The following is a 22,687-nucleotide window of genomic DNA, read 5'->3' on the forward strand; positions in this document are numbered from 1 at the left end:
TTAAACAAATGAGGCGTAACCTCTTCTCGTAGAAGTTGAGAGTTCAAGCATGGGGAGTGACCGTCATGTCCACCGCCGCACCGGAGCGCATGCCCGCCCTCTACCTCAGCCACGGCGCCCCGCCCCTCGCGGACGACCCGATCTGGCCCGGCGAACTCGCCGCCTGGTCCGCCGACCTGCCCCGCCCCAAGGCGATCCTCATGGTCTCCGCCCACTGGGAGGAGGCCCCCCTCGCCCTCGGCGCGGTCGACCCGGTCCCGCTGGTCTACGACTTCTGGGGCTTCCCCGAGCACTACTACCAGGTCCGCTACGACGCCCCGGGCGCCCCCGAACTCGCCGAGTCCGTACGGAAGTTGCTGCGCGCCCCCGGTATCCCCGTGCAGGACGTCCCGGACCGCGGCCTCGACCACGGGGCGTACGTCCCGCTCGTCGAGATGTTCCCGGCCGCCGACATCCCCGTCCTCCAGGTCTCCATGCCGACCCTCGACCCGGTGAAGCTCATGGAGATCGGCCGCAGGCTCGCGCCCCTGCGCGACGAGGGCGTCCTGATCGTCGGCTCCGGCTTCTTCACCCACAACCTCGCCGCACTGCGGCACACCGGCGGGGGAGTGCCCACCTGGTCCTCCGAGTTCGACGACTGGGGCCGAGGTGCGCTGGAGAAGCGGGACTGGGACGGGCTGCTGGACTTCCTGCACAAGGCCCCGGCCGGCCGCTACGCCCACCCGCGCACCGAGCACTTCGCCCCGCTCTTCGTCACCATGGGCGCGGCCGAGGTGACCGGCGAGCTGGACGCGCAGAAGTCGGTGATCGACGGGTTCTGGATGGGGATGGCGAAGCGGTCGGTGCAGTTCGGCTGAGGCCCGGCCGTCCGGTGCTTACAGCTCCTTCTCGTACCAGGCGACGTCCCAGTAGCGGCCGAACTTGCGGCCCACCTCCCGGTAGGTGCCGACGTACCGGAACCCGAAGCGTTCATGCAGCCGCGTGGACGCTTCGTTGGGCTGTGCGATGCCCGCGTAGGCGCGGTGCAGGTCCTCGGCCGCCAGGGACTCGAAGAGGGCCTTGTAGAGCAGCGTGCCGATGCCGCGGCGGCCCGCGCGCGGGGCGACGTAGACCGTGACCTCCACCGAGGTCGAGTAGGCCGGCTTCGCGCGGTAAGGGCCGGATGTGGCGTAGCCCAGAATCTCCTGTGTGTCCGCATCTACGGCAACCTTCAGCCGGTGCGGGCCGTCTTCAGGATGGGAGAGCAACCAAGGGCGGCGCTCTTCCGGAGTGAAGGCAGCGGTATCGAATGTGATGGGCGTCTCACGAACGTAGTGGTTGTAGATGTCGGTGAGGGCTTCGAGGTCTCCCTCGACTCCCGCCCTGACCTGCACTTCTGTACGTTCCGACGACACCGGACCACCTCCGTGGCGGCACAGGGTACTGCATGATCAGAAAAATCGGGGGGCAGGTTGGGAATTCTGTCCGGATTCCAGTCGTTGTTTCCTTCGGATGCAGGGCACCCGAGAAAGGTGCTGAGAGGCACTCGACGGTGAGTGCCGGTGTCCGACAGACCACCCGCCAGCCACCATCGCAAGGGAGCTCGCATGGCAACCCGTGCCGTCGCCCGTCGTAAGTCCGCCTCTGGCGAGACGGCCGACAGGGCAAGCAGTGTTCGCGCCCACGCCGGCGAGATCGCCGACCGTGACCTGGTCGGCATGTACCTCGACGAGATCGCGCGCACACCGCTGCTCGACGCCGCCAAGGAGGTCGAGCTGTCTCAGATCATCGAGGCGGGTGTGTTCGCGCGACAGGTTCTCGAGGGATACGAGGATTCGCAGGCCGAGGCCAGCCGCGAGGAGCTGCAGGCCCTGGTCGACGAGGGAGAGCGCGCCAAGGACGTCTTCATCCGCTCCAACCTCCGCCTGGTCGTGGCCGTGGCCCGTCGCTACCCGCGCAGCGGCCTGCCCCTGCTGGACCTGGTCCAGGAGGGCAACGCGGGCCTGGTGCGCGCGGTGGAGAAGTTCGACTACCGCAAGGGCTTCAAGTTCTCGACGTACGCGACCTGGTGGATCCGCCAGGCGATCACCCGCTCCATCGCCGACCAGTCCCGCACCATCCGGCTCCCCGTCCACCTGGTGGAGGAGCTCGGCCGGATCCGCCGCGTCCAGCGCGAGTTCAACCGCGAGCACGGCCGCGACCCGGAGCCCGCCGAGATCGCCGCCGAGCTGGCGTCCACGCCGGAGCGCGTCGTCGACGTCCTGGACTGGGCCCGCGACCCGGTCTCGCTGAACATGGCGGTGGACGACGAGGGCGAGACCCAGTTCGGCGACCTGCTGGAGGACACCTCCGCGGTCTCCCCCGAGCAGTCCGTTCTGACCCTGCTGCGCAGCGAGGAGCTGGACGACCTGATCGGCCGCCTGGACCCGCGCACGGCGTCCATCATCAAGATGCGCTACGGCATCGACGACGGCCGTGAGCGGACGCTGACCGAGGTCGGCAAGGAGCACGGACTGACGCGCGAGCGCATCCGTCAGATCGAGAAGCACGCACTGCTGGAACTGAAGAAGCTGGCCCGCGACACCGGCTTCGAAGCGGCGGCGTAGGCGGCACGGAGGAGCGCACGTCACCCGGCAGATGCCAGTGGCGTACGACAGCCTCCACCGCGTACGCCGGGTGGCGGAACACCGGCGCAAACATGGCCGTGTTCCGCCGCTTCAAGCCTCCGGGCCCTGGGAACAAGACTTCAGGGCCCAGGAGTTCGGGTCAGGGGACACCGTCCCCGCGACCCCCTTGGACCACGTCCCGACGCACTCCCCCCCGGCGCCGGGACCTTCCCTGAGCCGGGCTTCGGCGCCCTCCCCCCGGGCGCCGGAGCCCGGCTCTTTTTGCCGTCCGCCGCCGCCGTCCGCTTTTGTCACCCGTCGCGGGGCAGGGCAGAGTGGATGGCGGGGCACCCCGAACCTGAACCCCGGGGTGGCCCGCCGAATGGCAGATTGTGCCACATGGGCATAGCCTGCCGGGGTGAGCAGCTCCACCCCCGCACAGCAGTCCCGCGCGTCCTCGCTGACCGAACGGCGCAAAGCCGCGACCAGGATGGAGATCGCGCGGGCCGCGGCCGGACTGTTCGTACGACACGGACTGCGCGCCACCCGGGCCGAGGACATCGCCCAGGCGGCCGGTATCGCCCCGCGCACCTTCTACCGCTACTTCGCCTCCAAGGAAGAAGCCGTCGCCCCGCTGTACGCGGCGGGCGCCGAGCGCTGGGGCGAGGCGCTGCGCGCGGCCCCCGCCGACCTCTCCGTGCCCGAGGCGCTGGAACACGCGGTACGCCACACCCTGACCCCGGGCGTCGGCGTCTCCGCGGCCTCCTGGGAACTGGTCCGCACCCTCATCCGCCTCACCGACACGAGCCCCGCCCTGCGCAAGGTGTGGGCGGAGGTCTCGCACGACGCGGAGGGAAGACTGGGGGAGGTGCTGGCGGTGCGGCTGGGGATGTTCCCGGCATGGGGTTCCGACGGGGATCCGGTACCGGGTGACGGGGGCCCGGTACGGGGTGACGAGGGTCCGGTACGGGGTGACGGGGATCCGGGTCGCGGCGCGGACAACGTTGGCAGCGGCCCCGCCCAGGCTCCCGGCCTGCGCTTCGCGGCCGCCGTGGCCAGCGCCGCCGTACGGGTCGCCGTGGAGGGCTGGGCGGCGGGCGAGGCACCCGCGTCGGGGCCGAAGGGGCCGGCCGCGATGGCGCTACGGAACCTGGAGGCGCTGCGGGACTTCCCGTGGGCGGACGTGGCGAGGACGTAGGCCGGCGGCGGGGATCCTGGCTCGGCGGTCGCCGGCGACTTCAGCCGGGGAGGACGGCGATCACAGTCGGGCAGGACGGTGATCACAGCCGGGTAGGCCGGTGGCCTTCGCTGGGCAGGGCGGCGATCGCAGCCGGGCAGGGCGGCGGCCTCTGCTGGGCAGGGCGGCGATCGCAGCCGGGCAGGGCGGCGGCCTCTGCTGGGCAGGACGGCGATCACAGCCGGGCAGGGCGGCGGCCTCTGCTGGGCAGGACGGCGATCACAGCCGGGTAGGCCGGTGGCCTCTGCTGGGCAGGACGGCGATCACAGCCGGGTAGGCCGGTGGCCTCTGCTGGGCAGGACGGCGATCGCAGCCGGGTAGGACGGTGACCTCCGCTGGGCAGAGAGGCGACCTCGGCTGACTCGGGTGGCGACCTCAGCCGCCCGCCGCTCGAGTCAGCCGGCCACCCAACTCCCGTACGCACTCCGCCAGTTCCGCCGGTTCCTGGACCGTGAACTCGAAGCCCAGCAGGGCGAGCCGGACCGCCAGCCATTCCTTCTTGTCGCCGACCGCGGCGCGCAGCCGGCAGCTGTCGGCGGTGAGGGGTTCGGGCGTGCCCAGCCAACTCGGGAGGCGGGCCGCGACGGACTCGGCGGGGGCGGCGAACGTGACCTCGAAGTCGTACGACTCGTGCTGGCGCTGCATCGAGCGCCGCAGGTACTCCGCCGCGCTCCCCGTGGGCAGCTCCCGCGGAGCGAAGCGCGCGCCGGTCGCGAAGGGGTCGGCGACCCGGTCGACGCGGAAGGTGCGCCAGTCGGCGCGGTCGAGGTCGTAGGCGACGAGGTACCAGCGGCGGCCGGTCGAGACCAGGCGGTAGGGCTCGGTGAGGCGGCGCGACTCGGTGCCGTCGGCCGCGCGGTAGCCGAACCGCAGACGCTCGTGCCCGGCCACCGTCGAGGCCATCACGGTCAGCGTCTCGGGTGCGATGCTCGCGCCGTCGCCGCTGGTCAGCGGGGTGGTCGCGGCCTGGAGGGTGGAGACACGGTGGCGCAGCCGGGAGGGCAGCACCTGTTCCAGCTTCGCGAGGGCGCGTACAGAGGCCTCGTCGACGCCCTCCAGGGCGTGTCCGGCGCCCGCGCGCAGGCCGACCGCGATGGCCACCGCCTCCTCGTCGTCTAGGACGAGCGGGGGCATCGCCTTGCCCGCGACGAGCCGGTAGCCGCCGTCGGAGCCGAGGGAGGCCTCGACCGGGTAGCCCAGCTCACGCAGGCGGTCGATGTCGCGGCGGATCGTGCGGCGCGAGACGCCGAGCCGGTCGGCGAGTTCGCCGCCGGGCCACTCGCGGGGCGTCTGGAGGAGGGAGAGGAGTTGGAGGAGCCGGGCCGGGGTGTCCGTCGTCATGAGTTCGAGGATGCCGTAGAACTAGGACACGATCTGACCTAGTGGCCTTCTAAGTTCGTTCCATGACCTCAACGGAGACCACCCCTCTCAGCGTCCAGCCGGCGGTGACGGCAGTACCGGACGACGATGTGCAGCCCGCCCCGGGCGACCGGCGACGCTGGTTCGCGCTCGCCATCGTGATGACCGCGGCCTTCATGGACCTCGTCGACGTCACGATCGTCAATGTCGCGATCCCGTCGATCCAGCGGGACGCGGGCGCGTCCTTCAGCCAGATCCAGTGGATCACCGCGGGGTACGCGCTCGCGTTCGCCGCGGGCCTGATCACGGGCGGCCGGCTCGGTGACATCCACGGCCGCAAGCGGCTGTTCCTCATCGGCATCGGCGGCTTCACGCTCGCCTCCGCGCTGTGCGGCTTCGCCGCGAACCCGGAGATGCTGGTTGCCTCGCGGATCCTCCAGGGCGGGATGGCGGCGCTGATGGTGCCACAGGTGCTGTCGATCGTGCACGCGACCTTCCCGGCGCACGAACGGGGCAAGGTATTCGGTCTGTTCGGCGCGATTGTCGGACTCGGCGCGGTCTCGGGCCCGCTGCTCGGCGCCCTGCTGACGGAGTGGAACCTCTTCGGCCTCGAATGGCGCCCGATCTTCCTGATCAACCTGCCGGTCGGTGTCGCGGGCCTCGTCCTCGGCAGCCGCTTCATCACCGAGTCGAAGGCCCCGCGCGCGCTGAAGCTGGACCTGGTGGGCGTCGCCCTGGTCACGCTCGGCCTGCTGATGCTGCTCTACCCGCTCACCCGCGGCGAGGAACTGGGCTGGCCCGCCTGGGGGTTCGTGTCGATGTCCGGCTCGGTCGGCGTCTTCTGGGGGCTGGTGGCGTACGAGAAGAAGAAGGCGGTACGGGACGGCTCCCCGCTCGTCGAACTCTCCCTGTTCAAGGTGAAGAGCTTCGCGGCCGGCATCGCCGTGCAGACCGTCTTCGGCGTCGGACTCGGCATCTTCTTCCTCGTCTGGACGCTGTACATGCAGATCGGCCTGGGCTGGAGCCCGCTGCGGGCGGGGCTGACCGGAGTGCCGTTCTCGATCGCGGTGTCGGTGGCGGCCGGGATGTCGGTACAGAAGCTGGTGCCGCGGGTCGGCGGGCGCAACGTCCTCCAGGCCGGTGCGCTGGTGATGGCCGCGGGCGTGCTGCTCTACCTCTGGGAGTCCGAGCGGTACGGACTGGCCATCGCCTCCTGGCAGATGGCGCTCCCGCTGGTCGTGATGGGCGCCGGCATGGGCCTGATCTTCGCCCCGCTGACCGACACGATCCTCTCCGAGGTGCCGCGTGAGCACGCCGGTTCGGCGTCCGGGCTCATCAACACCGTTCAGCAGATGGGCAATGCGCTCGGGCTCGGGCTGGTCTCGGTGGTCTTCTTCGGCACGATGGACGACCACCTGACGCCGGAGCGGGTGGGACCGGCGTTCGTGGACGCGTTCCAGGGGGCGCTGGGGTGGGTGGCCGGCGTGATGGGGCTGATCTTCCTGCTGATGTTCGCGTTGCCGGGGCGGGGCGCCAAGAAGGAGGCGCTCTGACTGCCTCGCACGCTTGTTCACTAGTCGACATTTGAGGGTGTGCGAGGGCGAACTGCGGATTCCCGTACGGGGATCCGCAGTTCGCGTGGAAACACCGTATTCTCCGTCGACTCCGAGTCGACTCCGAGTCGACTCGGATTACCTCTCGAAAAGAAATCCATGAGTCGGCGGCGGGGTCAATTGGACGGGTGGGGGCGATCCGCACCCGCAGAGCCCGGCGGGTGTGTTTCTGGCCGTCGCGGGCGTCGGGTGAGCGGGGGTGTGGTGGCCGAATCTGTTGACTCTTGATCGGTGGGCGCCATTTGATAACGCTGTCACGGCCCTGTGAGCTTGGAGTCTTCTCGCCCCCGCGTGGATAAAGGGGGTAAAACGTGCGGCGGGATGGGGTGGGGTGTCGGCATGTGCGGGGTGCCGTGGTGTCCGTAACGAACCCCCGCGGGCGGGGGTTTCGGCTGGCCGTCCGGTGGCGGGGGCGGACTGCCGCCTGACGGGGAGTGACCAAAAGGCCGTCCGTGGTGTTTACTGGGCAGCGGTCTGATCCCTGGTGGGTCCGGACCTTTCCGGGAGGTCCTGGGGGTGGTGCCCCGGGGCCTCTCGTTTTTGCTTTCGGTTTGCGTGGACGTCATATGCGGCTCACCCGGGAAGGGTTCTGTCGGGCCCGTGGGGGTGCGTCGATAACCGCGATCGGCAATTGAGTAAAAGAGCTCCGGCTTTCCTGTCCGGATTGCGCGTGATCTTCTGTAACAAAACCCCGTGGCGAGGGGGTCCGCGCCATGATCGATATCTGCCGACGCGCCTCGGAATACACGACTGGCTCTGCACTCGCGGCGAGGGGTAGCTTTATCTCGCTCAACTGTCTCCACCCGCCCGGCCTCACCACCCGGGCGCTGTCGCACCTCTCGGAGAGGGAGCAGGACCCACCACCCGGAACCCCGCTGACCAGTGAGGTTCCAGAGCGCCAACAGAACAGGGATCAACGTCAATGCGCACCGTCAACGACGACGGCGTCATTCCGCCGTCGGGCCGCGGGCACCGCGGTACCTCACCCGTGACACACCGTCACCACAGCGCGCGGCAGGGCGTGTTCGCCGGGACGCGCGCCGCCACGGGCGCCGGAGCGGGGGAGTGAGTCGGGGAGTGAGCATGCCCGCGACCGTCGACACCTCCCGGCCGACCGGCCTCCTCTTAGGCCACGAGGACAAGCCGGAGGGAAGCTTCCTGCAACGCCTGCCCGCCGAGGACTGGCAGACCCTGCTCCAGGCCGGACTGCGCGGCCTCGTCTTCGGCCGGGACGAACTCCTGCCGCTGGGCCCTGACGGCCGGGACGTCTACATCATCTGGGAGGGCGTCGTACGGCAGGACCGCTTCCCGCTGGGGGAAGGGGAAAACGTTCCCACCGTCACCCGGTTCCGGGGCGGCGGCCAGCTGGTCGGCGAGGCCAAGCTCATCACCCCCGGCTCCGGCGTCCGCACCAAGTGCCTGACCAGAACCGTGGCCATACCCTGCCGCGCCCGCCACTTCAACATCCTGATGCGCCGGCGCCCCGAGATCCAACTCGCCCTCCTGTGCAGCCTGGAGGACCGCAGCCGCAGCGACGAACTCGTCTACGCCATGGCCACCCGGCCGCCCCTGGAGCGCATCGGCCGGCTGCTGGCGCACCTCGCCGACACCGCGGGCGTCCGCGACCCGCGCACGGGCTGGACCGTCATCAGCGGCCCGGGCCAGAAGGACATCGCCGCCGCCCTCCAGATCGCCATGTCCACCGTGGAGAACGCGATCCGGACCCTGCGCTACCACGGCGCCATCGAGGCCCGGTACCGCCAGTTCATCGTCCACGACGTGGACGCGCTGCGTCAGTTCGCCGCCGGGGCCGACCCGGCGGGCGCGAGCTGACTCCGTCACCGGAAGCAGAGGGCGTCGTGCGGTCCGACCCTCGCTGATCCGCGCCGACCCGCGCCGACCCGCGCCGACCCGAGCCGGAGTCCTGCCCGTTTACGTCTGAGTCGTGTCCGAACCCGTTTACTTTCCGGAAATCCGGGCGTAGCCTCCGAGTGAAACCACAAGTTCGGGCATTGATCGGGCACGGTCAGGCACTCAGTCGGAGGCGAACGGACATGTACGCACCGGAGCGGCAGCAGGAGATCCTCCGGCTCGCCCGTGACGGCGGCCGGGTCGACGTCGTGTCGCTGGCCGAGGAGTTCCAGGTGACGGCGGAGACGATCCGCCGGGACCTGAAGGCCCTCGACCGCGCCGGACTGCTCCGCCGTGTGCACGGCGGAGCCATACCGGCGGGGCGTCTCGACTTCGAGCCCGACCTCGCCGAGCGCGAGAGCACCGCGGCCGACGAGAAGGACCGCCTCGCGAAGGCCGCCGTCGCGGAACTGCCCGGCGAGGGCACGCTGATCCTCGACGCCGGTTCGACCGTGGCGCGGCTGGCCGCCGGCATCCCGCTGGAGGCCTCCCTCACCGTCGTCACGCACAGCCTGCCGATCGCCGCGCGCCTCGCGGACCACCCCGGCATCCAGCTCCACCTCGTCGGGGGGCGCGTGCGCCACCGTACGCGCGCCGCTGTGGACGCCTGGGCGCTGCGGGCGTACGGCGAGATCCGGGCGGACGTCCTGTTCGTGGCGGCCAACGGCTTCTCCGCCGACCACGGCCTGACCACCCCGGACCTCGCCGAGGCCGCGGTCAAGCGCGCGGCGATCGCCGCCGCCCGGCGCGTGGTGCTGCTCGCCGACTCCTCCAAGTACGGTCAGGAGCACTTCGCCCGCTTCGGCGACCTGAGCGACGTGGACCTGCTGATCACCGACAGCGGGCTGAGCCCGGAAGACGCCGCCGACATCGAGCGCGGCGGTACGGAAGTAGTGCGCGCATGATTCTGACGGTCACCCCCAACCCGTCCCTGGACCGCACGTACGAAGTCCCCTCGCTGGACCGCGGCGAGGTCATACGCGCCACCGGCGAACGCATGGACCCGGGCGGCAAGGGCGTCAACGTCTCGCGCGCCGTCGCGGCCGCCGGACGGCGCACGGTCGCCGTCCTGCCCCTGGGTGGTGCGCCGGGCGCGCTCGTCGCCGACCTGCTCGACGCGCAGGGCATCGAGGTCGCGCCGGTCCCGGTCGCGGGCGCCACCCGCTCGAACATCGCGCTCGCGGAGGCGGACGGGGTGCTCACGAAGATCAACGCGCCGGGGCCCGAACTGTCCGCGGAGGAGCAGGAGTTGCTCCTGGAGACGGTCCGCGCGCAGTCGCGCGACGCGGACTGGATCGCCTGCTGCGGCAGCCTCCCGCGAGGGCTCGCGCCCGCCTGGTACGCCGATGTCGTCGCGCGGGCGCACGCCGGCGGCGCGCGGATCGCCCTGGACACCTCGGGGCCCGCGCTCCTCGCGGCGCTGCGCGAACGGCCCGACGTGGTGAAGCCGAACGCCGAGGAACTCGCCGAGGCCGTCGGGCGTCCGCTGGCCACGGTGGGCGACGCGATGAAGGCGGCCGAGGAGTTGCGCGAGATGGGCGCACGCGCCGTCCTCGCGAGCCTGGGCGCCGACGGGCAGTTGCTCGTGGACGACTCGGGCGCCTGGTTCGGCAGCGCGCGCGTGGACGTCGTACGCAGCAATGTGGGCGCCGGCGACTCCTCGCTCGCCGGTTTCCTCATCGCCGGCGGCAGCGGCCCCGAGGCCCTCGCCTCCGCGGTCGCGCACGGCGCGGCGGCCGTCCAGCTGCCGGGCAGCGTGATGCCGTCCCCGGGCGACCTGGACCCGGCCGCGGTGACGGTGACGGCGGAGGTTCCCGCGGATCGCGTGCTGAGGGAGCCGGTGTCATGAACGCTGCCATGAACCTTCGTACGGCTCCCAGCGACTGTCCTCGCCCCGTTCGGCGCGGTCCTCGTCGCGCCCCTGTGCGACCGGTCCCCGGGCGGCGAGGCGATCCCTTACTCACCGCCCCCGGTCTCCCCCACTCCCCGCTCCCCACAACCCCCCGCACCGCCCCCGTCCCCATACGCGCCCACTCCACTCCCCGGGCGATACGCGAGCGAAGGAGCCCGCGATGAGCGACCTCATCACCGCGGACCTGGTCGACCTCGACCTGTCCGCCGATACCAAGGAAGCCGCGGCACGCGCCCTGGCCGAGCGCATGGTGACCCTGGGCCGGGTGACCGACCTGGAGGGTTTCCTCGCCGACGTCGCCGCGCGTGAGGCGCAGATGCCGACCGGTCTCGACGGCGGCATCGGCATCCCGCACTGCCGCAGCGAGTACGTCACCGAACCGACCCTCGGCTTCGGACGCAGCGCGGCCGGGATCGACTTCGGTGCCCCGGACGGCCCCGCCGACCTGATCTTCCTCATCGCCGCGCCGGCCGGCGCCGACGACGCCCACCTGACGATCCTGTCCTCGCTGGCCCGGCAGCTGATGAACTCCGAGTTCACCGACGCGCTGCGGTCGGCGGGCGACGCGGAGGTGGCCGCGGCGCTGATCCGCGGGGACGAGCCCGAGGCCCGGTCCGAGGCCGAGCCCGAGGGCGGCACAGACTCCGTGGCGGCGTCGGTGGCGGCCTCCGCCGACGCCGCCACGGACAGCACACCACCGGCGTCCGACGACGAACGCCCCTTCCGGGTCGTCGCCGTCACCTCCTGCCCGACCGGCATCGCCCATACGTACATGGCGGCCGAGTCCCTGGAGAACGCGGGCCGCGAGGCGGGCATCGAACTCGTCGTCGAGCCGCAGGGCTCGGCCGGCTTCACCCGCCTCGACCCGGCGGTGATCGCGGCGGCGGACGGCGTGATCTTCGCCCACGACGTGCCCGTACGGGAGAAGGAACGCTTCGCCGGCAAGCCGACCGTCGACGTCGGCGTGAAGGCGGGCATCAGCCGCCCCGGCGAGCTGATCTCCGAGGTGCGCGCGAAGGCGGAACGCGGTGAGGTGACGGCCGGTTCGGGCGCCGCGACCCCCGTCGAACGCGGCGGCGACGCGGGCGAGGGCTACGGCTCCAAGCTCCGCAAGTGGCTGATGTCCGGCGTCAGTTACATGGTCCCGTTCGTCGCGGCGGGCGGTCTGCTGATCGCCCTCGGGTTCGCGATCGGCGGCTGGGAGGTCAACAAGGCACCGTCGGTCATGGACCACTTCGCGTGGACCCAGGTGGACAGCTGGGGCGCGCTGCTGTTCCAGATCGGCGGCGTGGCCTTCCAGTTCCTCGTCCCGGTCCTGGCCGGCTACATCGCCTACGGCATGGCCGACCGACCCGGTCTCGTGCCCGGCTTCGTCGGCGGCGCGATCTCCCTCACCATCAACGCGGGCTTCCTCGGCGGTCTGGCCGCCGGTCTGATCGCCGGTGGCGTGGTGATGGCCATCCAGAAGGTCAAGATCCCCGCGGCGGTGCGCGGCATCATGCCGGTCGTGGTGATTCCGCTGATCTCCTCGGCGATCGTGGGCTTCCTGATGTTCGTGGTGATCGGCAAGCCGATCGCCGAGGCCCAGAAGGGGATGACCGACTGGCTGAACGGCCTGTCCGGCGCCAACGCCGTCCTGCTCGGCGCCCTGCTCGGCCTGATGATGTGCTTCGACCTCGGCGGCCCGGTCAACAAGGTCGCGTACACCTTCGCCACGGCGGGTATCGCGGTCGCGAGCCCCAGCGACTCCGCGATGAAGATCATGGCCGCGGTGATGGCCGCGGGTATGGTCCCGCCGCTGGCCATGGCCCTGGCGACGACCGTGCGCGCGAAGCTCTTCACCCCGGCCGAGCGCGAGAACGGCAAGGCCGCCTGGGTCCTCGGCGCCTCCTTCATCTCCGAGGGCGCGATCCCGTTCGCCGCGGCCGACCCGCTGCGCGTGATCCCCGCGTCCATGGCGGGCGGCGCTGTCACCGGCGCCCTGTCGATGGCCTTCGACGCCACGCTGCGCGCCCCGCACGGCGGCGTCTTCGTGGTCCCGCTGATCGGCAACCCGTTCCTCTTCCTGATCGCCCTCGCGGCGGGCGTGTGTGTCACGACCGCCCTGGTGGTCGTCCTGAAGGGCATGCGCAAGCCGGCCCCGGGAGCCGTGACAACGGGCGCCCCGGACGGCAAGGCCGCGCCGACGGCGGAGAAGAAGCAGCCGGTGGCGGCGTGACCCGCTAAGGGGCAACTGCGCCATCTGCGAGATACATCACGGTCCGGGACCAAAGTCCCGGACCGTGATGTCTACTGGGGCACATGGCCGATGAGAGCGTCTCGATCCTCCAGTCACTCGGCGTGGCCCTGCTCGCCTTCGCCACGGTCGTCTGGCTGATCGGCCTGGGCCGCCTGCTGCGCCGCGCCCGCTCCGGCGCCGCCCTCTGGGGCACCGACCCCACCCTGCGCGCCCTCCCGCACCAACGCCGAACGGCACCCCACCTGGAGTCGGTCGAACTGACCCCGGCGGAGAAGGCCGCGTTCGCCGGTCTCGTACGACAGCTCAGCAACGGCGGTTGAGGCCGCCGGCGGGCACTGGGGCGCGGGTCAGGAGACCTGCGCCGCCCGCCGCTCGATCGCGTCGCGGGCCGCGTCCTCGGTGACGTACACCTCGCACATGTGCCGCCCGTCCGGCGTCGCCGTGTGCTCGACCTCCCACAGGGAGACCTCCGCGCCGTCGCACAGCAGGAACGCGTGCTCGTAGAGCGCGAAGCACAACCCGGCGCGCACCGTGCGGCACGGGCGCCCGAAGGCCTGCGTGATCTGGTGCGCGCACGCCATGGTGAGCAGGTCGGCGGTGGCGGCGTCCGGCCTGTCGGTGTTCTCCGCGCGGCGCAGGAGCCGGCGCGCGTGATCCGCCGAGTCGTCCGGCACGTACGCGTGCCGCGGCGCGGGGACCGGCGACAACTGCACCGTCACCGGCAGTTCGAAGTCCGGGGCGTCCGGCGGCAGCGGCAGGCGCGCGGTGGCGGCCCGCAGCTCCTCCTCGTCCACGTACACCTCGTGCTGCGCGGTGTTGTCCGGCGCGGTGTTGTGCACGAGCTCCCAGAGGGTGAGCGCCGAGCCGTCGGCCAGCAGCCAGGTGTGCCGGTACGTCTCGCGGTGCAGGCCGGCGCTGTGGTGCGCGGAGTGCAGTGAACTGTCGTGCGCCAGCGCGCAGTCGAGCCGCCGTATGGTCTCGTCCGGCAGTTCGAAGGAGTTCAGGGCACGGCCGAGGAGCCGTTCGAGATGCTCCTCCGGAGACTCGAACGACTCGGGTGGTTCGTACGCTGCCGTCTCGTACGGAACGCTCAAGGTTTCTCCCGGCGTTGCTGCATGTCACCTTGTGGGTGCATACCGTAGCCCCTCGGTCGGACATCATGTCCGGGAACCGAGAAAACGTACGTCCACAAAACGCGCGGGCCGTGCGGGGAGTTCCCGCACGGCCCGAAGATCCGTCAAAACCCGCCGGTCAGGCGGCACTTCCGGCGGTCCACTCGCTCCACGGCAGGTTCCAGCCGTTGAGCCCGTTGTCCGGGGAGACCGTCTTGTCGGGGGAGTTCTTCACGATCACTACGTCCCCGATGAGTGAATTGTCGTAGAACCACTTGGCGTTCGTCGCGCCCTGCGCGCCCTGCACGTCCGCGAGCCCGACACAGCCGTGGCTGGTGCCCGTCCGGCCGAAGGGCGGGTTGCCCTTGTCGTACCAGTAGTTGCCGTGGATGAACGTCCCCGACGAGGTCAGTCGCATCGCGTGCGGCACGTCCGGGATGTCGTACTCGCCGCCGAGCCCGACCGTCCGGCTGTTCATCCGCGTCTGCGTGAACTTCTCGGAGATCACCATCTGCCCGTTGTACGTCGTGTGCTCCGGGCTGCCCGACGAGATCGGGACCGACTTGAGGGTCCGGCCATCGCGTACGACCGTCATGGTCTGTGTGTTGACGTCGACCGTGGAGACCTGCGAACGCCCGATGGTGAAGGTGACGGTCTTCTTCTGCACCCCGTAGACACCGTTCGCGCCCTGCACGCCGTCCAGGTCGATCTTCATCGTGACCTTGGAGCCCGCCTTCCAGTACTCCTCGGGCCGGAAGTCGAGCCGCTGCGCCCCGAACCAGTGCCCTTCGACCTGCTGCCCGCTGGTCGAGGTGACCGTGATGTGCGACTGCACGGCCTTCGTGTCGCTGATCGCCTTGTCGAAGGTGAACGACACCGGCATCCCGACACCGACCGTGGTCCCGTTGTCCGGCGTGTACGTGCCGATGAAGCTGTTGGCCGAAGAGACCGTCGTGAAGATCGAGTTGGCCGCGGAGGTCTTGCCGCTCGCGTCCTTCGCGGTCGCCGATATCTCGTACTTCGTCCCGCGCTCCAACTGCTCCTTCGGCTGCCAACTGCTGCCGTTCGCCGACAGCACGCCCTCGACGGCCTGCCCCGACCCCGCGACCGTCATCTTCACGGCGGCCAACTTGCCGCCGCTGACCTTCACTCCGGTCGTGTTGATCGACGCGTTGGTCGAGCCGTCCTTCGCCGAGATGACGATCTTCGCGACGGACGTCCTGACCGCCGTGTCACCGTTCTTGCCACCGCTCCCGGCGTTGGTGTCGGCATTGGCGTCGCCACCGCAGCCACTGAGGGTGAGGGTGCCGACCACCAGGGCGGCGATGGCCCCCAGTACGCGCCGCGCTGCTATGTCCGGCGTTGTCACGGGCTGCTCCAGGTTCGTGTGATGTGCGTGATCCGCTCCGATGCGTGAACAAAGAGGGCCCCCACCCGGGGTGAGGTTCCCCGCGTTCCCCATGAACGCCATCGCGTGACAAAACCCGGACAATCACCCGCCCAACTTCCGTGCCCTACGGACGCGTCCGCGTGCCGGTCCCCGCCCTCGCCGCCCTCGCGCCCTCGCCGGCAGCGCCCGGCACGCGGTCAAGCTCCCTGTCCCGGGCTCCCGGGCTCCCGGTGCCGCGCCGGGGCGCCGTGTCGAACCTCCGCGGCTGCGCCGCCGCACCATGCAGCCGTGCGGGACTCCCGCGCCGTTGCGCCAGGCTTCTGCGTTGCGCAGGCGCGCTGTTGCGCCGTCCGCCGGACTTCCGCGCCGAGCCGCCGCGCCAGGCTTCCGCGCCGGACCGCCGAGCCGATTTCCCGCCACGCCACTCCGGCCGCCGCGCCACCCCCGGCCGCCGCGCCACCCCCGGCCGCCGCGCCACCCCCGGCCGCCCCGCCACCCCCGGTCGCCGCGCCGTCGTAGCGAACGCCGATGCCCTCCCCCCGCGTCACCTCTCCCCGTACAACTCCCCATACGACGGCCACTCCCCGCCCGCCCCCGTCACCGGCCTCGCGGCGTGCACCGCTCGTACGATCGCGCGGGTCACCAGGTCCGCGCCTGCCGCGAGGAGGTCGTTCAGGGCGAGGGGGTTCTCGGCGTCGAGCGGGTGGGCTCCGGTCGCCAGCGTGAACACCGTGTCTCCGTCGTGGAGCAGGTGCACCGGCCGCACCGCGCGCGCGATGCCGTCGTGCGCCGTACCGGCCAGCTTCTGCGCCTGCGCCTTGGACAACTCCGCGTCGGTGGCGACGACAGCGAGCGTGGTGTTGAGCGGGGGGCGGGCGTTCTTCGCCTGGGTCTCCGCGAGGCGCCGGCTCGCGGCCTCGTGCACGCCCGCCTCCGGATAGCGCACGCGCCCTTGGAACAACTCCCCGTACAGCACGCCCGTTTCGGGATCCACCACCGACCCCGCGGCATTGGCCACGACCAGCGCGGCCACCGTCACCCCCGAGTCGAGTACGACGCTCGCGGTACCGATCCCACCCTTCAGCGGTCCTGTCGTGGCCCCGGTGCCGGCACCCACGCACCCCTCCTCCACCCGAGCGCCGGCCGCACTACCTGCCGCCGCCTCGACCGCCGCCCTTCCGGTGGCCGCGTCCGGGCGGGCGGAGAAGTCGCCGCCCCGACCGAGGTCGAAGACGCAGGCGGCGGGGACCACCGGCACGACGTGCGCGGGATCCGGCCCGACGCGCACTCCGCGCCCCTGTGCCTCCAGCCACGCCATCACCCCGGACGCCGAGTCGAGCCCGTACGCGCTGCCGCCGGTCAGGACGATCGCGTCGACCCTCTGCACGAGGTTGCGCGGGTCGAGGGCGTCGGTCTCCTTGGTGCCGGGACCGCCGCCGCGTACGTCCACGGCGGCCACGGCGCCTCCCTCCGGCGCGAGGACGACGGTGGTGCCCGTCAGCCAACCGTCGCCGATGCGCGTCGCATGACCCACCCGCACACCGGCCACGTCCGTCAATGCGTCAACTGTCATGGGCCCAGTCTCGCCCGGCGTGAGGCACGGTTACGTGAGCGGCGTGGGGTGCCCGTATTCGGGGCGCGGGCGCCCGGCGTCCCGGTGCTCCGGTCACACCTCCTGCGTCGCCCCGCGCTCCCCGGCGACCATGCGCGCCGTCAGCGTCACCCCGGTCGCCACCGTCAGCGCGGACACGATGCCGGCCGCGAGCACCGCCCAGTCGCCCAGGAACGTGCAGAGGATCACCAGCAGGGCGGCGGTCGGCAGGACCAATTGCTGGACCGTGCCCACCTTGTAGAACCGTGCGTGCAGCAACCAGACCGTCAGCAGGTACAGCGCCGTCGGCAGCGTCACGGCCGCCGACGCGGCCAGCGTGGAGATGTGCGCCTCGCCGACCGCCTGCTCCACCGCCACCTCCAGACCCGCGCCGATCGCGGCCGCCGACGCGAAGATCACGTAGTGGCCGTAACCCCACAGGAAGGACTGCCGGTTGGAGCGCAGGTGCCCGTGGATGGGCACCACGAAGTAGATCCACCAGGCGGCGAAGATGATCAGCAACCCGCCCGCGGCGATGGGCAGCAGCTCGCCCAGGGCGTCGTTCTCGTCGACACCCGTCTTCACGGCGACGGTGGCCGAGGCGATGGTCTCGCCGAGCACGATGATCGTGAACAGCCCGTACCGCTCGGAGATGTGGTGCGGGTGCCAGGAGGTGGGGTGGTCCTTCTCCGCGTAGAGCGGGACGCACATCTCCAGGATCGCCATCACCAGGAAGACCCAGGCACGGCCGCCCTCGGGCAGGACCAGCAGCCCCAACCAGCCGACCTGGCACAGCAGTACTCCGCCGGCGTACCGCAACGCCGTCGTTCTCTCCGCGCCCTCGCTCGACCGCGCGACCCGCAGCCACTGCGCGCTCATGGCGACCCGCATGATCACATAGCCCAGCCAGACGGCCAGGAACTCGTGGTCCTCGAAGGCCCGGGACACCCCGGCCGCGAGCACGAGCACTCCGGCGATCTGGATCAGGGTGACGACCCGGTAGAGCACGTCGTCGTTGTCGTACGCCGACGCGAACCAGGTGAAGTTCATCCACGCCCACCAGATGGCGAAGAACACCATCGCGTAGTTGAGGATCCCCTCGCCCGGATGTCCTTCGGCCACGGAGTGCACCAGTTGGATGCCCGCCTGGGCGACGGCCACCACGAAGCACAGGTCGAAGAAGAGCTCGAGCGGTGAGGCGACGCGGTGCGCCTCGTCCCGGCCCCGGGCCGTGATCCTGCGCAGGGGTCTGTGGCGTGCGGGGTCGCCGGAGGGCGCCGACGACGGAGTCGAGCTGCTGGTCATGGGTCCAGCACACCAGATAATCGGCGGAAATTCTTGTGAAAGCATTCACAAGTGCACAGGGGTCGTATCCTGGAGACATGACCACTGCCCCCGAGCCTGCCTCGCAGTCGCCTGAGCCGAAGCCCTCGCTCGTCTTCGACGACCCGCTGGACCAGCAGTCCTCGGACGACACGGACCGCGGCTGGGGCGAGCGTCCCGGCGCCGACGGCGGCGCGGCGGACCTGAAGCGGTTCCTCGACGAGAAGCCGCCCCACCACATCTGAACCGCGCCGACCGCCGCCCGCCAAGCTGCCCGCCGGGCCGGACCGACCCCCGCCGCTACTGCTGCTGTCCGCCGGGCCCGGAGCCGCGCTGCGCGACCAGGGCGTCGCGGATCTCCTTGAGCACCTCCAGCTCGGTCAGCTCGATGACCTCGTGCGTGCCCTCCTTCGCCTTGTCCCGGGCCGCCTGCCGCGCCAGGTACTTCGACATCGGCAGGACCATCAGGAAGTAGACGACGGCCGCCGTGATCACGAAGGTCAGCGTGGCGCCGAGGACCGAGCCCCACATGAGCTGGATGCCCTCGTCGCCCGAGCAACTGTCGCTCAGGCACGAGCTGTAGCTGTCGAGGTTCTTGGTGCCGATCGCCCCGACGAGCGGGTTGATGAGTCCCTTCACCACCGCGTTCACGATGTTGGTGAACGCGGCGCCGATGACCACCGCGACCGCCAGGTCCACGACGTTCCCGCGTGTCAGGAAGGCCTTGAAGCCCTGCCAGACATTCGGATCCTTCTTCTCGCTCACCGCGGGGCCTCTTCTCGCATGCGCCGGTTGTGGAACAAACAGCTCCGCAACCTACGTCAGGGCAAGGTCGCCCTGTCCAATTGGGTAGCTCGAACGAGGGACTTGACAAGCGAGGCAGCAGAAAACGGACGCCATGTACAGCCCGATTCAGCACAGCGTCACCGCCAACCGCGCCGTCGCCCCGGCGCCGGCCAGCCGCGCGGCGAGCGAGCGCGGAACCGACAGCACCACCAGCGCCCCGCTGTCGACCGAACCGTCCAGCGGCTCAGGCACCTTGGTCACCCGCGCCCCGCGTGCGACCACGTGCGCGTCACCGCCCGTCGCCGTCTCCCGCGCGGCGATGACGTCGACCCGGTCGCCGGGCCGCAGGAGCCGGACCGTGGCGCCGTCGGTGATCCGCACCGGCGCGGCCACCATCTCGACGGCACGGTGGTGTCGTACGGGATCCGCCACCGGATGTCCGCGCGCCCGGTCCGTGTGCTGCGGTCCCGCCGCCACCAGCGCGGCCGCTGTCACGGCCAGGCCCGCGGCCAGCGCCCGCCGTCGATGCCGTACCAGCCGCCCCAGTTGATACCGCCCGCCGCGCACCCGCACGGGGGCGAAGTGCGGGACCTCGCAGGTGGCGGGGGTTTCGGTGCGGGGCGGGGGAGAAGGGTGCGTGAAGGACATGGGGGTCACCACCTGCGTCGAGGGATCGGCTTGCGAACCCACGATGGGGCTTTTCGCCGAAGCTCGCCGAGGCCGGTGGACGACCGCCGGGTTGTGGACAACTCCCTCACCCGAACGGGACGTTCCGCACCCTCCAGCTGTCCACAGCCGCACAGCCCTCCGCGCCCGCACCCCGCTACGGCAGCGGGAACCCCGGATCCATCCCGCCCAGGGCCGTCGTGCACAGGCAGTCCCGGTCCTCGGTGGACGGCAGGTCGGCCACCGCGTCGAACAGCACCCCGCGCAGTCGGTCCACGTTCGCCGCGAACACCCGCAGCACCTCGTCGTGCGAGACGCCCTCGCCGGTCTCGGCGCCCGCGTCGAGGTCGGTGACCAGGGTCAACGACGTGTAGCAGAGCTCCAGTTCACGGGCGAGGGACGCTTCCGGGTGGCCGGTCATGCCCACGATCGACCAGCCCTGCGCCTGGTGCCAGAGCGACTCGGCGCGGGTCGAGAAGCGCGGACCCTCGATCACGACCAGCGTGCCGCCGTCCACCGCCTCCCAGTCCCGTCCACGCGCGGCCTTGAGCGCGGCGGCACGGCCGGTGGGGCAGTACGGGTCGGCCAGGGACACGTGCACGACGTTCGGCACGTTTCCGTCGGGCAGTGGCAGGCCGTCGAAGTACGTCCCGGCCCGGGACTTCGTACGGTCGACCAGTTGGTCCGGCACGAGCAGCGTGCCCGGTCCGTAGTCGGGGCGCAGGCCGCCCACCGCGCACGGGCCGAGGACCTGGCGCACCCCGACCGACCGCAACGCCCACAGGTTGGCCCGGTAGTTGATGCGGTGCGGGGGCAGATGGTGGCCGCGTCCGTGCCGGGGCAGGAAGGCGACCCGGCGGCCGGCGACCTCGCCCAGGAAGAGGGAGTCGCTGGGTGGCCCGTACGGGGTGTCCACCTGGACCTCGGTCACGTCCTCCAGGAATGAGTAGAAGCCCGAACCGCCGATGACACCGATCTCTGCGTTCGCCATGACGAGCACAGTAATCGGCCCGGGCGGCGGGCGGTGAGCCGCTCCGGGAACACCTCCGGGAACACCTCCGGGAACACCGAAGACCCTGCCGTCCTACGACGGCAGGGTCCTGGGAGCGAGTCCTATGCGGCGGAGCTGCTGCTGGAGGAGCCGGTGCTCGACGACTTCGACTTCGAGTCCGAGGAGGACGAAGACGAAGAGGACGACGACGAGTCGCTCGAAGAGGACGACGACGTCGACTTGGACGACGAGCCCGACGACGCCGGCGCGCTGCTCGAAGAGGAGCCGCGGCTGTCGTTGCGGTAGAAACCGGAGCCCTTGAAGACAATGCCGACCGCGGAGAACACCTTCTTCAGGCGGCCACCACAGTTGGGGCACTCGGTGAGGGCGTCATCGGTGAACTTCTGCACCGCCTCGAGGCCCTCGCCGCACTCGGTGCACTGGTACTGGTAAGTGGGCACTGTCTTCCTCCTGGCACTCTCACTCAGTGAGTGCTAACGACGGTCCATAGTGACGTATTCCTGAGGATCAGTCCACCGTCACCGGCACGCGGTGACCGACGCCACGTGCCACGGTCCGGCTGCGGGGCCGCACCGCGAGGCGTGAGCGGAGGGTCAGGAGAGTCGCCAGAGCCAGTATCGTGCCCGCCGCCGGCACCAAGAACCCGGCGCCCGTCCAGAAGCGGTCCTCCAGCTGTCCGGCGAGGGTGACGGCGGCCGCCTGACCGAGTGCGACCGCGCCGGTCAGCCAGGTGAACGCCTCGGTGCGCGCGCCCGCCGGGACCAGGCCCTCGACGAGCGTGTAACCGGTGATCAGCGCGGGCGCGATGCACATGCCGACGAGCAGGCCCAGGCCCGCCAGGCCGAGCACCGAGTGCGCGGCCCACAGCCCGGAGGCCGTGAGGGCGAGCGCGCCGTAGCCGACGACCAGGCGCCGCCGCGGGGCCGTCTTCCACGCGATCGCCCCGCAGACGATGCCGGAGAGCATGTTGCCCGCCGCGAAGACGCCGTACAGGACGCCGTTGAGGCCGGGTTCGCCGATCGACTCCGTGAACGCGGCCAGGGAGACCTGCATGCCGCCGAAGACGGTGCCGATACCCAGGAAGGTCACGATCAGGACGCGCACCCCGGGGATGCTCAGCGCGGAAACGTGCTCCACGCGTGCGTGCCCGCGGACCGCGACCGTGGGCTGGGTGCTCTTCTGCGCCGCGAACAGCAGGCCGCCGATGAGCGTCAGGGCCGCCTCCGTCACCAGGCCGGCGGCCGGGTCGACGGCCGTGCACAGGGCGGTGGCGAGCAGCGGGCCGAAGACGAAGGTCAGTTCGTCGGTGACGGACTCGAAGGCGGCGGCGGTGGTCAGCAGGGGCGAGTCCTGGAGCTTCACGCCCCAGCGGGCGCGCACCATGGGGCCGATCTGCGGTACCGAGGCGCCCGTGGGCACGGCCGCCACGAACAGCGCCCACAGCGGCGCGTGGGCCAGCGCGAGCGCGGTCAGGGTCAGACCCGACACGGTGTGCACGAGGACGCCGGGGAGCAGCACCGTGCGCTGTCCGTAGCGGTCGGCGAGGCGGCCGCTGTAGGGCGCGAACAGGGCCATCGAGACGCCCGTGACGGCCGCGGCGGCGCCCGCGGCGCCGTACGAGCCGGTGGTGTGCTGCACGAGCAGCACGATGGAGATGGTGAGCATCGCGAACGGCTGGCGTGCCGCGAAGCCGGGGAGCAGGAAGGTCCAGGCGCCGCGGGTGCGCAGCAGCTGTCCGTATCCCGGGCGGGTGGGAGCCGGCGAGTTCTCCGACGGCTCGGTGGTGACCGTGGATGCCACGGCCCGTGCCTTTCTGCCACCTGGTAGCGCGCCCGTGCGGGGGCGCCGAGAGCTGTCCTCTTGCGCGGAACTGCGGTAGATGCCGGAGCCCGCTGTCTCCGCCGTGGAGAGCGTTCCGACCGCCATACGGTCGCGCCAGCTCTGCGTCAGG

Annotated in this window: 21 protein-coding genes; 10 read left to right on the top strand and 11 right to left on the bottom strand. The window is 71.2% G+C overall.

The features are described from left to right. Nucleotides 1–65: 65 nt before the first annotated feature. A complete protein-coding gene (locus ACIP6U_RS14380; RefSeq protein ID WP_401716412.1) occupies nucleotides 66–857 on the top strand; it encodes a dioxygenase in 792 nt (263 codons plus the stop codon). 18 nt (nucleotides 858–875) lie between these two features. Here ACIP6U_RS14380 and ACIP6U_RS14385 read toward each other — a convergent pair whose 3' ends face one another. Further along, nucleotides 876–1,394: a GNAT family N-acetyltransferase gene (locus ACIP6U_RS14385; protein WP_401716415.1), complete on the bottom strand. Its 519-nt coding sequence runs from the start codon at nucleotides 1,392–1,394 to the stop codon at nucleotides 876–878. A 192-nt stretch (nucleotides 1,395–1,586) separates the two neighbouring features. Between ACIP6U_RS14385 and ACIP6U_RS14390 the strand changes: the two genes are divergently transcribed. After that, the gene (locus tag ACIP6U_RS14390) at nucleotides 1,587–2,585 is read left to right on the top strand and encodes an RNA polymerase sigma factor RpoD/SigA (RefSeq protein ID WP_401716417.1); all 999 of its coding nucleotides are present in this window, start codon (nucleotides 1,587–1,589) and stop codon (nucleotides 2,583–2,585) included. A gap of 490 nt (nucleotides 2,586–3,075) precedes the next feature. Next, nucleotides 3,076–3,783, top strand: a complete 708-nt coding sequence (locus ACIP6U_RS14395) for a TetR/AcrR family transcriptional regulator (protein WP_401716997.1) — start codon at nucleotides 3,076–3,078, stop codon at nucleotides 3,781–3,783. Between the two features lie 414 nt (nucleotides 3,784–4,197). Here the strand turns inward: ACIP6U_RS14395 and ACIP6U_RS14400 are convergent, their stop codons facing one another. Beyond that, complete coding sequence (locus ACIP6U_RS14400; protein ID WP_401716420.1) at nucleotides 4,198–5,163, bottom strand: helix-turn-helix transcriptional regulator; 966 nt, start codon at nucleotides 5,161–5,163, stop codon at nucleotides 4,198–4,200. 62 nt (nucleotides 5,164–5,225) lie between these two features. On the opposite strand from ACIP6U_RS14400, the gene ACIP6U_RS14405 reads away from it, so the two are divergent. The 6 genes from ACIP6U_RS14405 to ACIP6U_RS14430 all read left to right on the top strand — a co-directional run bounded on the left by ACIP6U_RS14405 (nucleotide 5,226) and on the right by ACIP6U_RS14430 (nucleotide 13,176). After that, complete coding sequence (locus ACIP6U_RS14405) at nucleotides 5,226–6,734, top strand: MFS transporter (RefSeq protein WP_401716423.1); 1,509 nt, start codon at nucleotides 5,226–5,228, stop codon at nucleotides 6,732–6,734. A gap of 1,143 nt (nucleotides 6,735–7,877) precedes the next feature. Continuing rightward, nucleotides 7,878–8,627 (top strand): Crp/Fnr family transcriptional regulator, encoded by a 750-nt coding sequence (locus tag ACIP6U_RS14410; protein ID WP_401716426.1) that lies wholly within the window; start codon nucleotides 7,878–7,880, stop codon nucleotides 8,625–8,627. Nucleotides 8,628–8,848: 221 nt separating this feature from the next. Beyond that, a complete protein-coding gene (locus ACIP6U_RS14415) occupies nucleotides 8,849–9,610 on the top strand; it encodes a DeoR/GlpR family DNA-binding transcription regulator (protein WP_401716429.1) in 762 nt (253 codons plus the stop codon). Further along, on the top strand, nucleotides 9,607–10,554 hold the full coding sequence (gene pfkB / locus ACIP6U_RS14420) for a 1-phosphofructokinase (protein ID WP_401716432.1): 948 nt from the start codon (nucleotides 9,607–9,609) through the stop codon (nucleotides 10,552–10,554). Before ACIP6U_RS14415 ends, pfkB begins: the two co-directional genes overlap by 4 nt. Before the next feature lie 223 nt (nucleotides 10,555–10,777). Further along, nucleotides 10,778–12,835: a fructose-specific PTS transporter subunit EIIC gene (locus ACIP6U_RS14425; protein ID WP_401716435.1), complete on the top strand. Its 2,058-nt coding sequence runs from the start codon at nucleotides 10,778–10,780 to the stop codon at nucleotides 12,833–12,835. 83 nt (nucleotides 12,836–12,918) lie between these two features. Continuing rightward, entirely contained in the window at nucleotides 12,919–13,176 is a 258-nt protein-coding gene (locus tag ACIP6U_RS14430) for a hypothetical protein (protein ID WP_401716438.1), read from the top strand. A 27-nt stretch (nucleotides 13,177–13,203) separates the two neighbouring features. On the opposite strand, the gene ACIP6U_RS14435 is transcribed toward ACIP6U_RS14430, so the two are convergent. The 4 genes from ACIP6U_RS14435 to ACIP6U_RS14450 all read right to left on the bottom strand — a co-directional run bounded on the left by ACIP6U_RS14435 (nucleotide 13,204) and on the right by ACIP6U_RS14450 (nucleotide 18,254). Beyond that, the gene (locus tag ACIP6U_RS14435) at nucleotides 13,204–13,950 is read right to left on the bottom strand and encodes a DUF6227 family protein (RefSeq protein WP_401716441.1); all 747 of its coding nucleotides are present in this window, start codon (nucleotides 13,948–13,950) and stop codon (nucleotides 13,204–13,206) included. Nucleotides 13,951–14,107: 157 nt separating this feature from the next. Beyond that, nucleotides 14,108–15,337: an Ig-like domain-containing protein gene (locus ACIP6U_RS14440; RefSeq protein WP_401716444.1), complete on the bottom strand. Its 1,230-nt coding sequence runs from the start codon at nucleotides 15,335–15,337 to the stop codon at nucleotides 14,108–14,110. Nucleotides 15,338–15,902: 565 nt separating this feature from the next. Beyond that, nucleotides 15,903–16,931, bottom strand: coding sequence for a P1 family peptidase (locus tag ACIP6U_RS14445; protein WP_401716447.1), 1,029 nt, complete (start codon nucleotides 16,929–16,931; stop codon nucleotides 15,903–15,905). 93 nt (nucleotides 16,932–17,024) lie between these two features. Further along, nucleotides 17,025–18,254 (bottom strand): low temperature requirement protein A, encoded by a 1,230-nt coding sequence (locus ACIP6U_RS14450; protein ID WP_401716450.1) that lies wholly within the window; start codon nucleotides 18,252–18,254, stop codon nucleotides 17,025–17,027. A gap of 77 nt (nucleotides 18,255–18,331) precedes the next feature. On the opposite strand from ACIP6U_RS14450, the gene ACIP6U_RS14455 reads away from it, so the two are divergent. Next, nucleotides 18,332–18,517, top strand: a complete 186-nt coding sequence (locus ACIP6U_RS14455) for a hypothetical protein (protein WP_401716451.1) — start codon at nucleotides 18,332–18,334, stop codon at nucleotides 18,515–18,517. Nucleotides 18,518–18,572: 55 nt separating this feature from the next. Here ACIP6U_RS14455 and mscL read toward each other — a convergent pair whose 3' ends face one another. The 5 genes from mscL to ACIP6U_RS14480 form a co-directional block, all read right to left on the bottom strand. Continuing rightward, on the bottom strand, nucleotides 18,573–19,037 hold the full coding sequence (gene mscL, locus ACIP6U_RS14460) for a large conductance mechanosensitive channel protein MscL (protein ID WP_401716454.1): 465 nt from the start codon (nucleotides 19,035–19,037) through the stop codon (nucleotides 18,573–18,575). A 147-nt stretch (nucleotides 19,038–19,184) separates the two neighbouring features. Further along, nucleotides 19,185–19,706, bottom strand: a complete 522-nt coding sequence (locus ACIP6U_RS14465) for a hypothetical protein (RefSeq protein ID WP_401716457.1) — start codon at nucleotides 19,704–19,706, stop codon at nucleotides 19,185–19,187. A 175-nt stretch (nucleotides 19,707–19,881) separates the two neighbouring features. Further along, nucleotides 19,882–20,715 (bottom strand): S-methyl-5'-thioadenosine phosphorylase, encoded by an 834-nt coding sequence (locus ACIP6U_RS14470; RefSeq protein WP_401716459.1) that lies wholly within the window; start codon nucleotides 20,713–20,715, stop codon nucleotides 19,882–19,884. Between the two features lie 122 nt (nucleotides 20,716–20,837). Beyond that, nucleotides 20,838–21,176: an FmdB family zinc ribbon protein gene (locus ACIP6U_RS14475; protein WP_401716462.1), complete on the bottom strand. Its 339-nt coding sequence runs from the start codon at nucleotides 21,174–21,176 to the stop codon at nucleotides 20,838–20,840. Between the two features lie 67 nt (nucleotides 21,177–21,243). Continuing rightward, the gene (locus ACIP6U_RS14480) at nucleotides 21,244–22,536 is read right to left on the bottom strand and encodes an MFS transporter (protein WP_401716465.1); all 1,293 of its coding nucleotides are present in this window, start codon (nucleotides 22,534–22,536) and stop codon (nucleotides 21,244–21,246) included. Nucleotides 22,537–22,687: the final 151 nt, after the last annotated feature.

The sequence above is a fragment of the Streptomyces sp. NPDC088794 genome (assembly GCF_044750545.1).
In the GTDB taxonomy this organism is placed as follows: Bacteria; Actinomycetota; Actinomycetes; order Streptomycetales; family Streptomycetaceae; genus Streptomyces.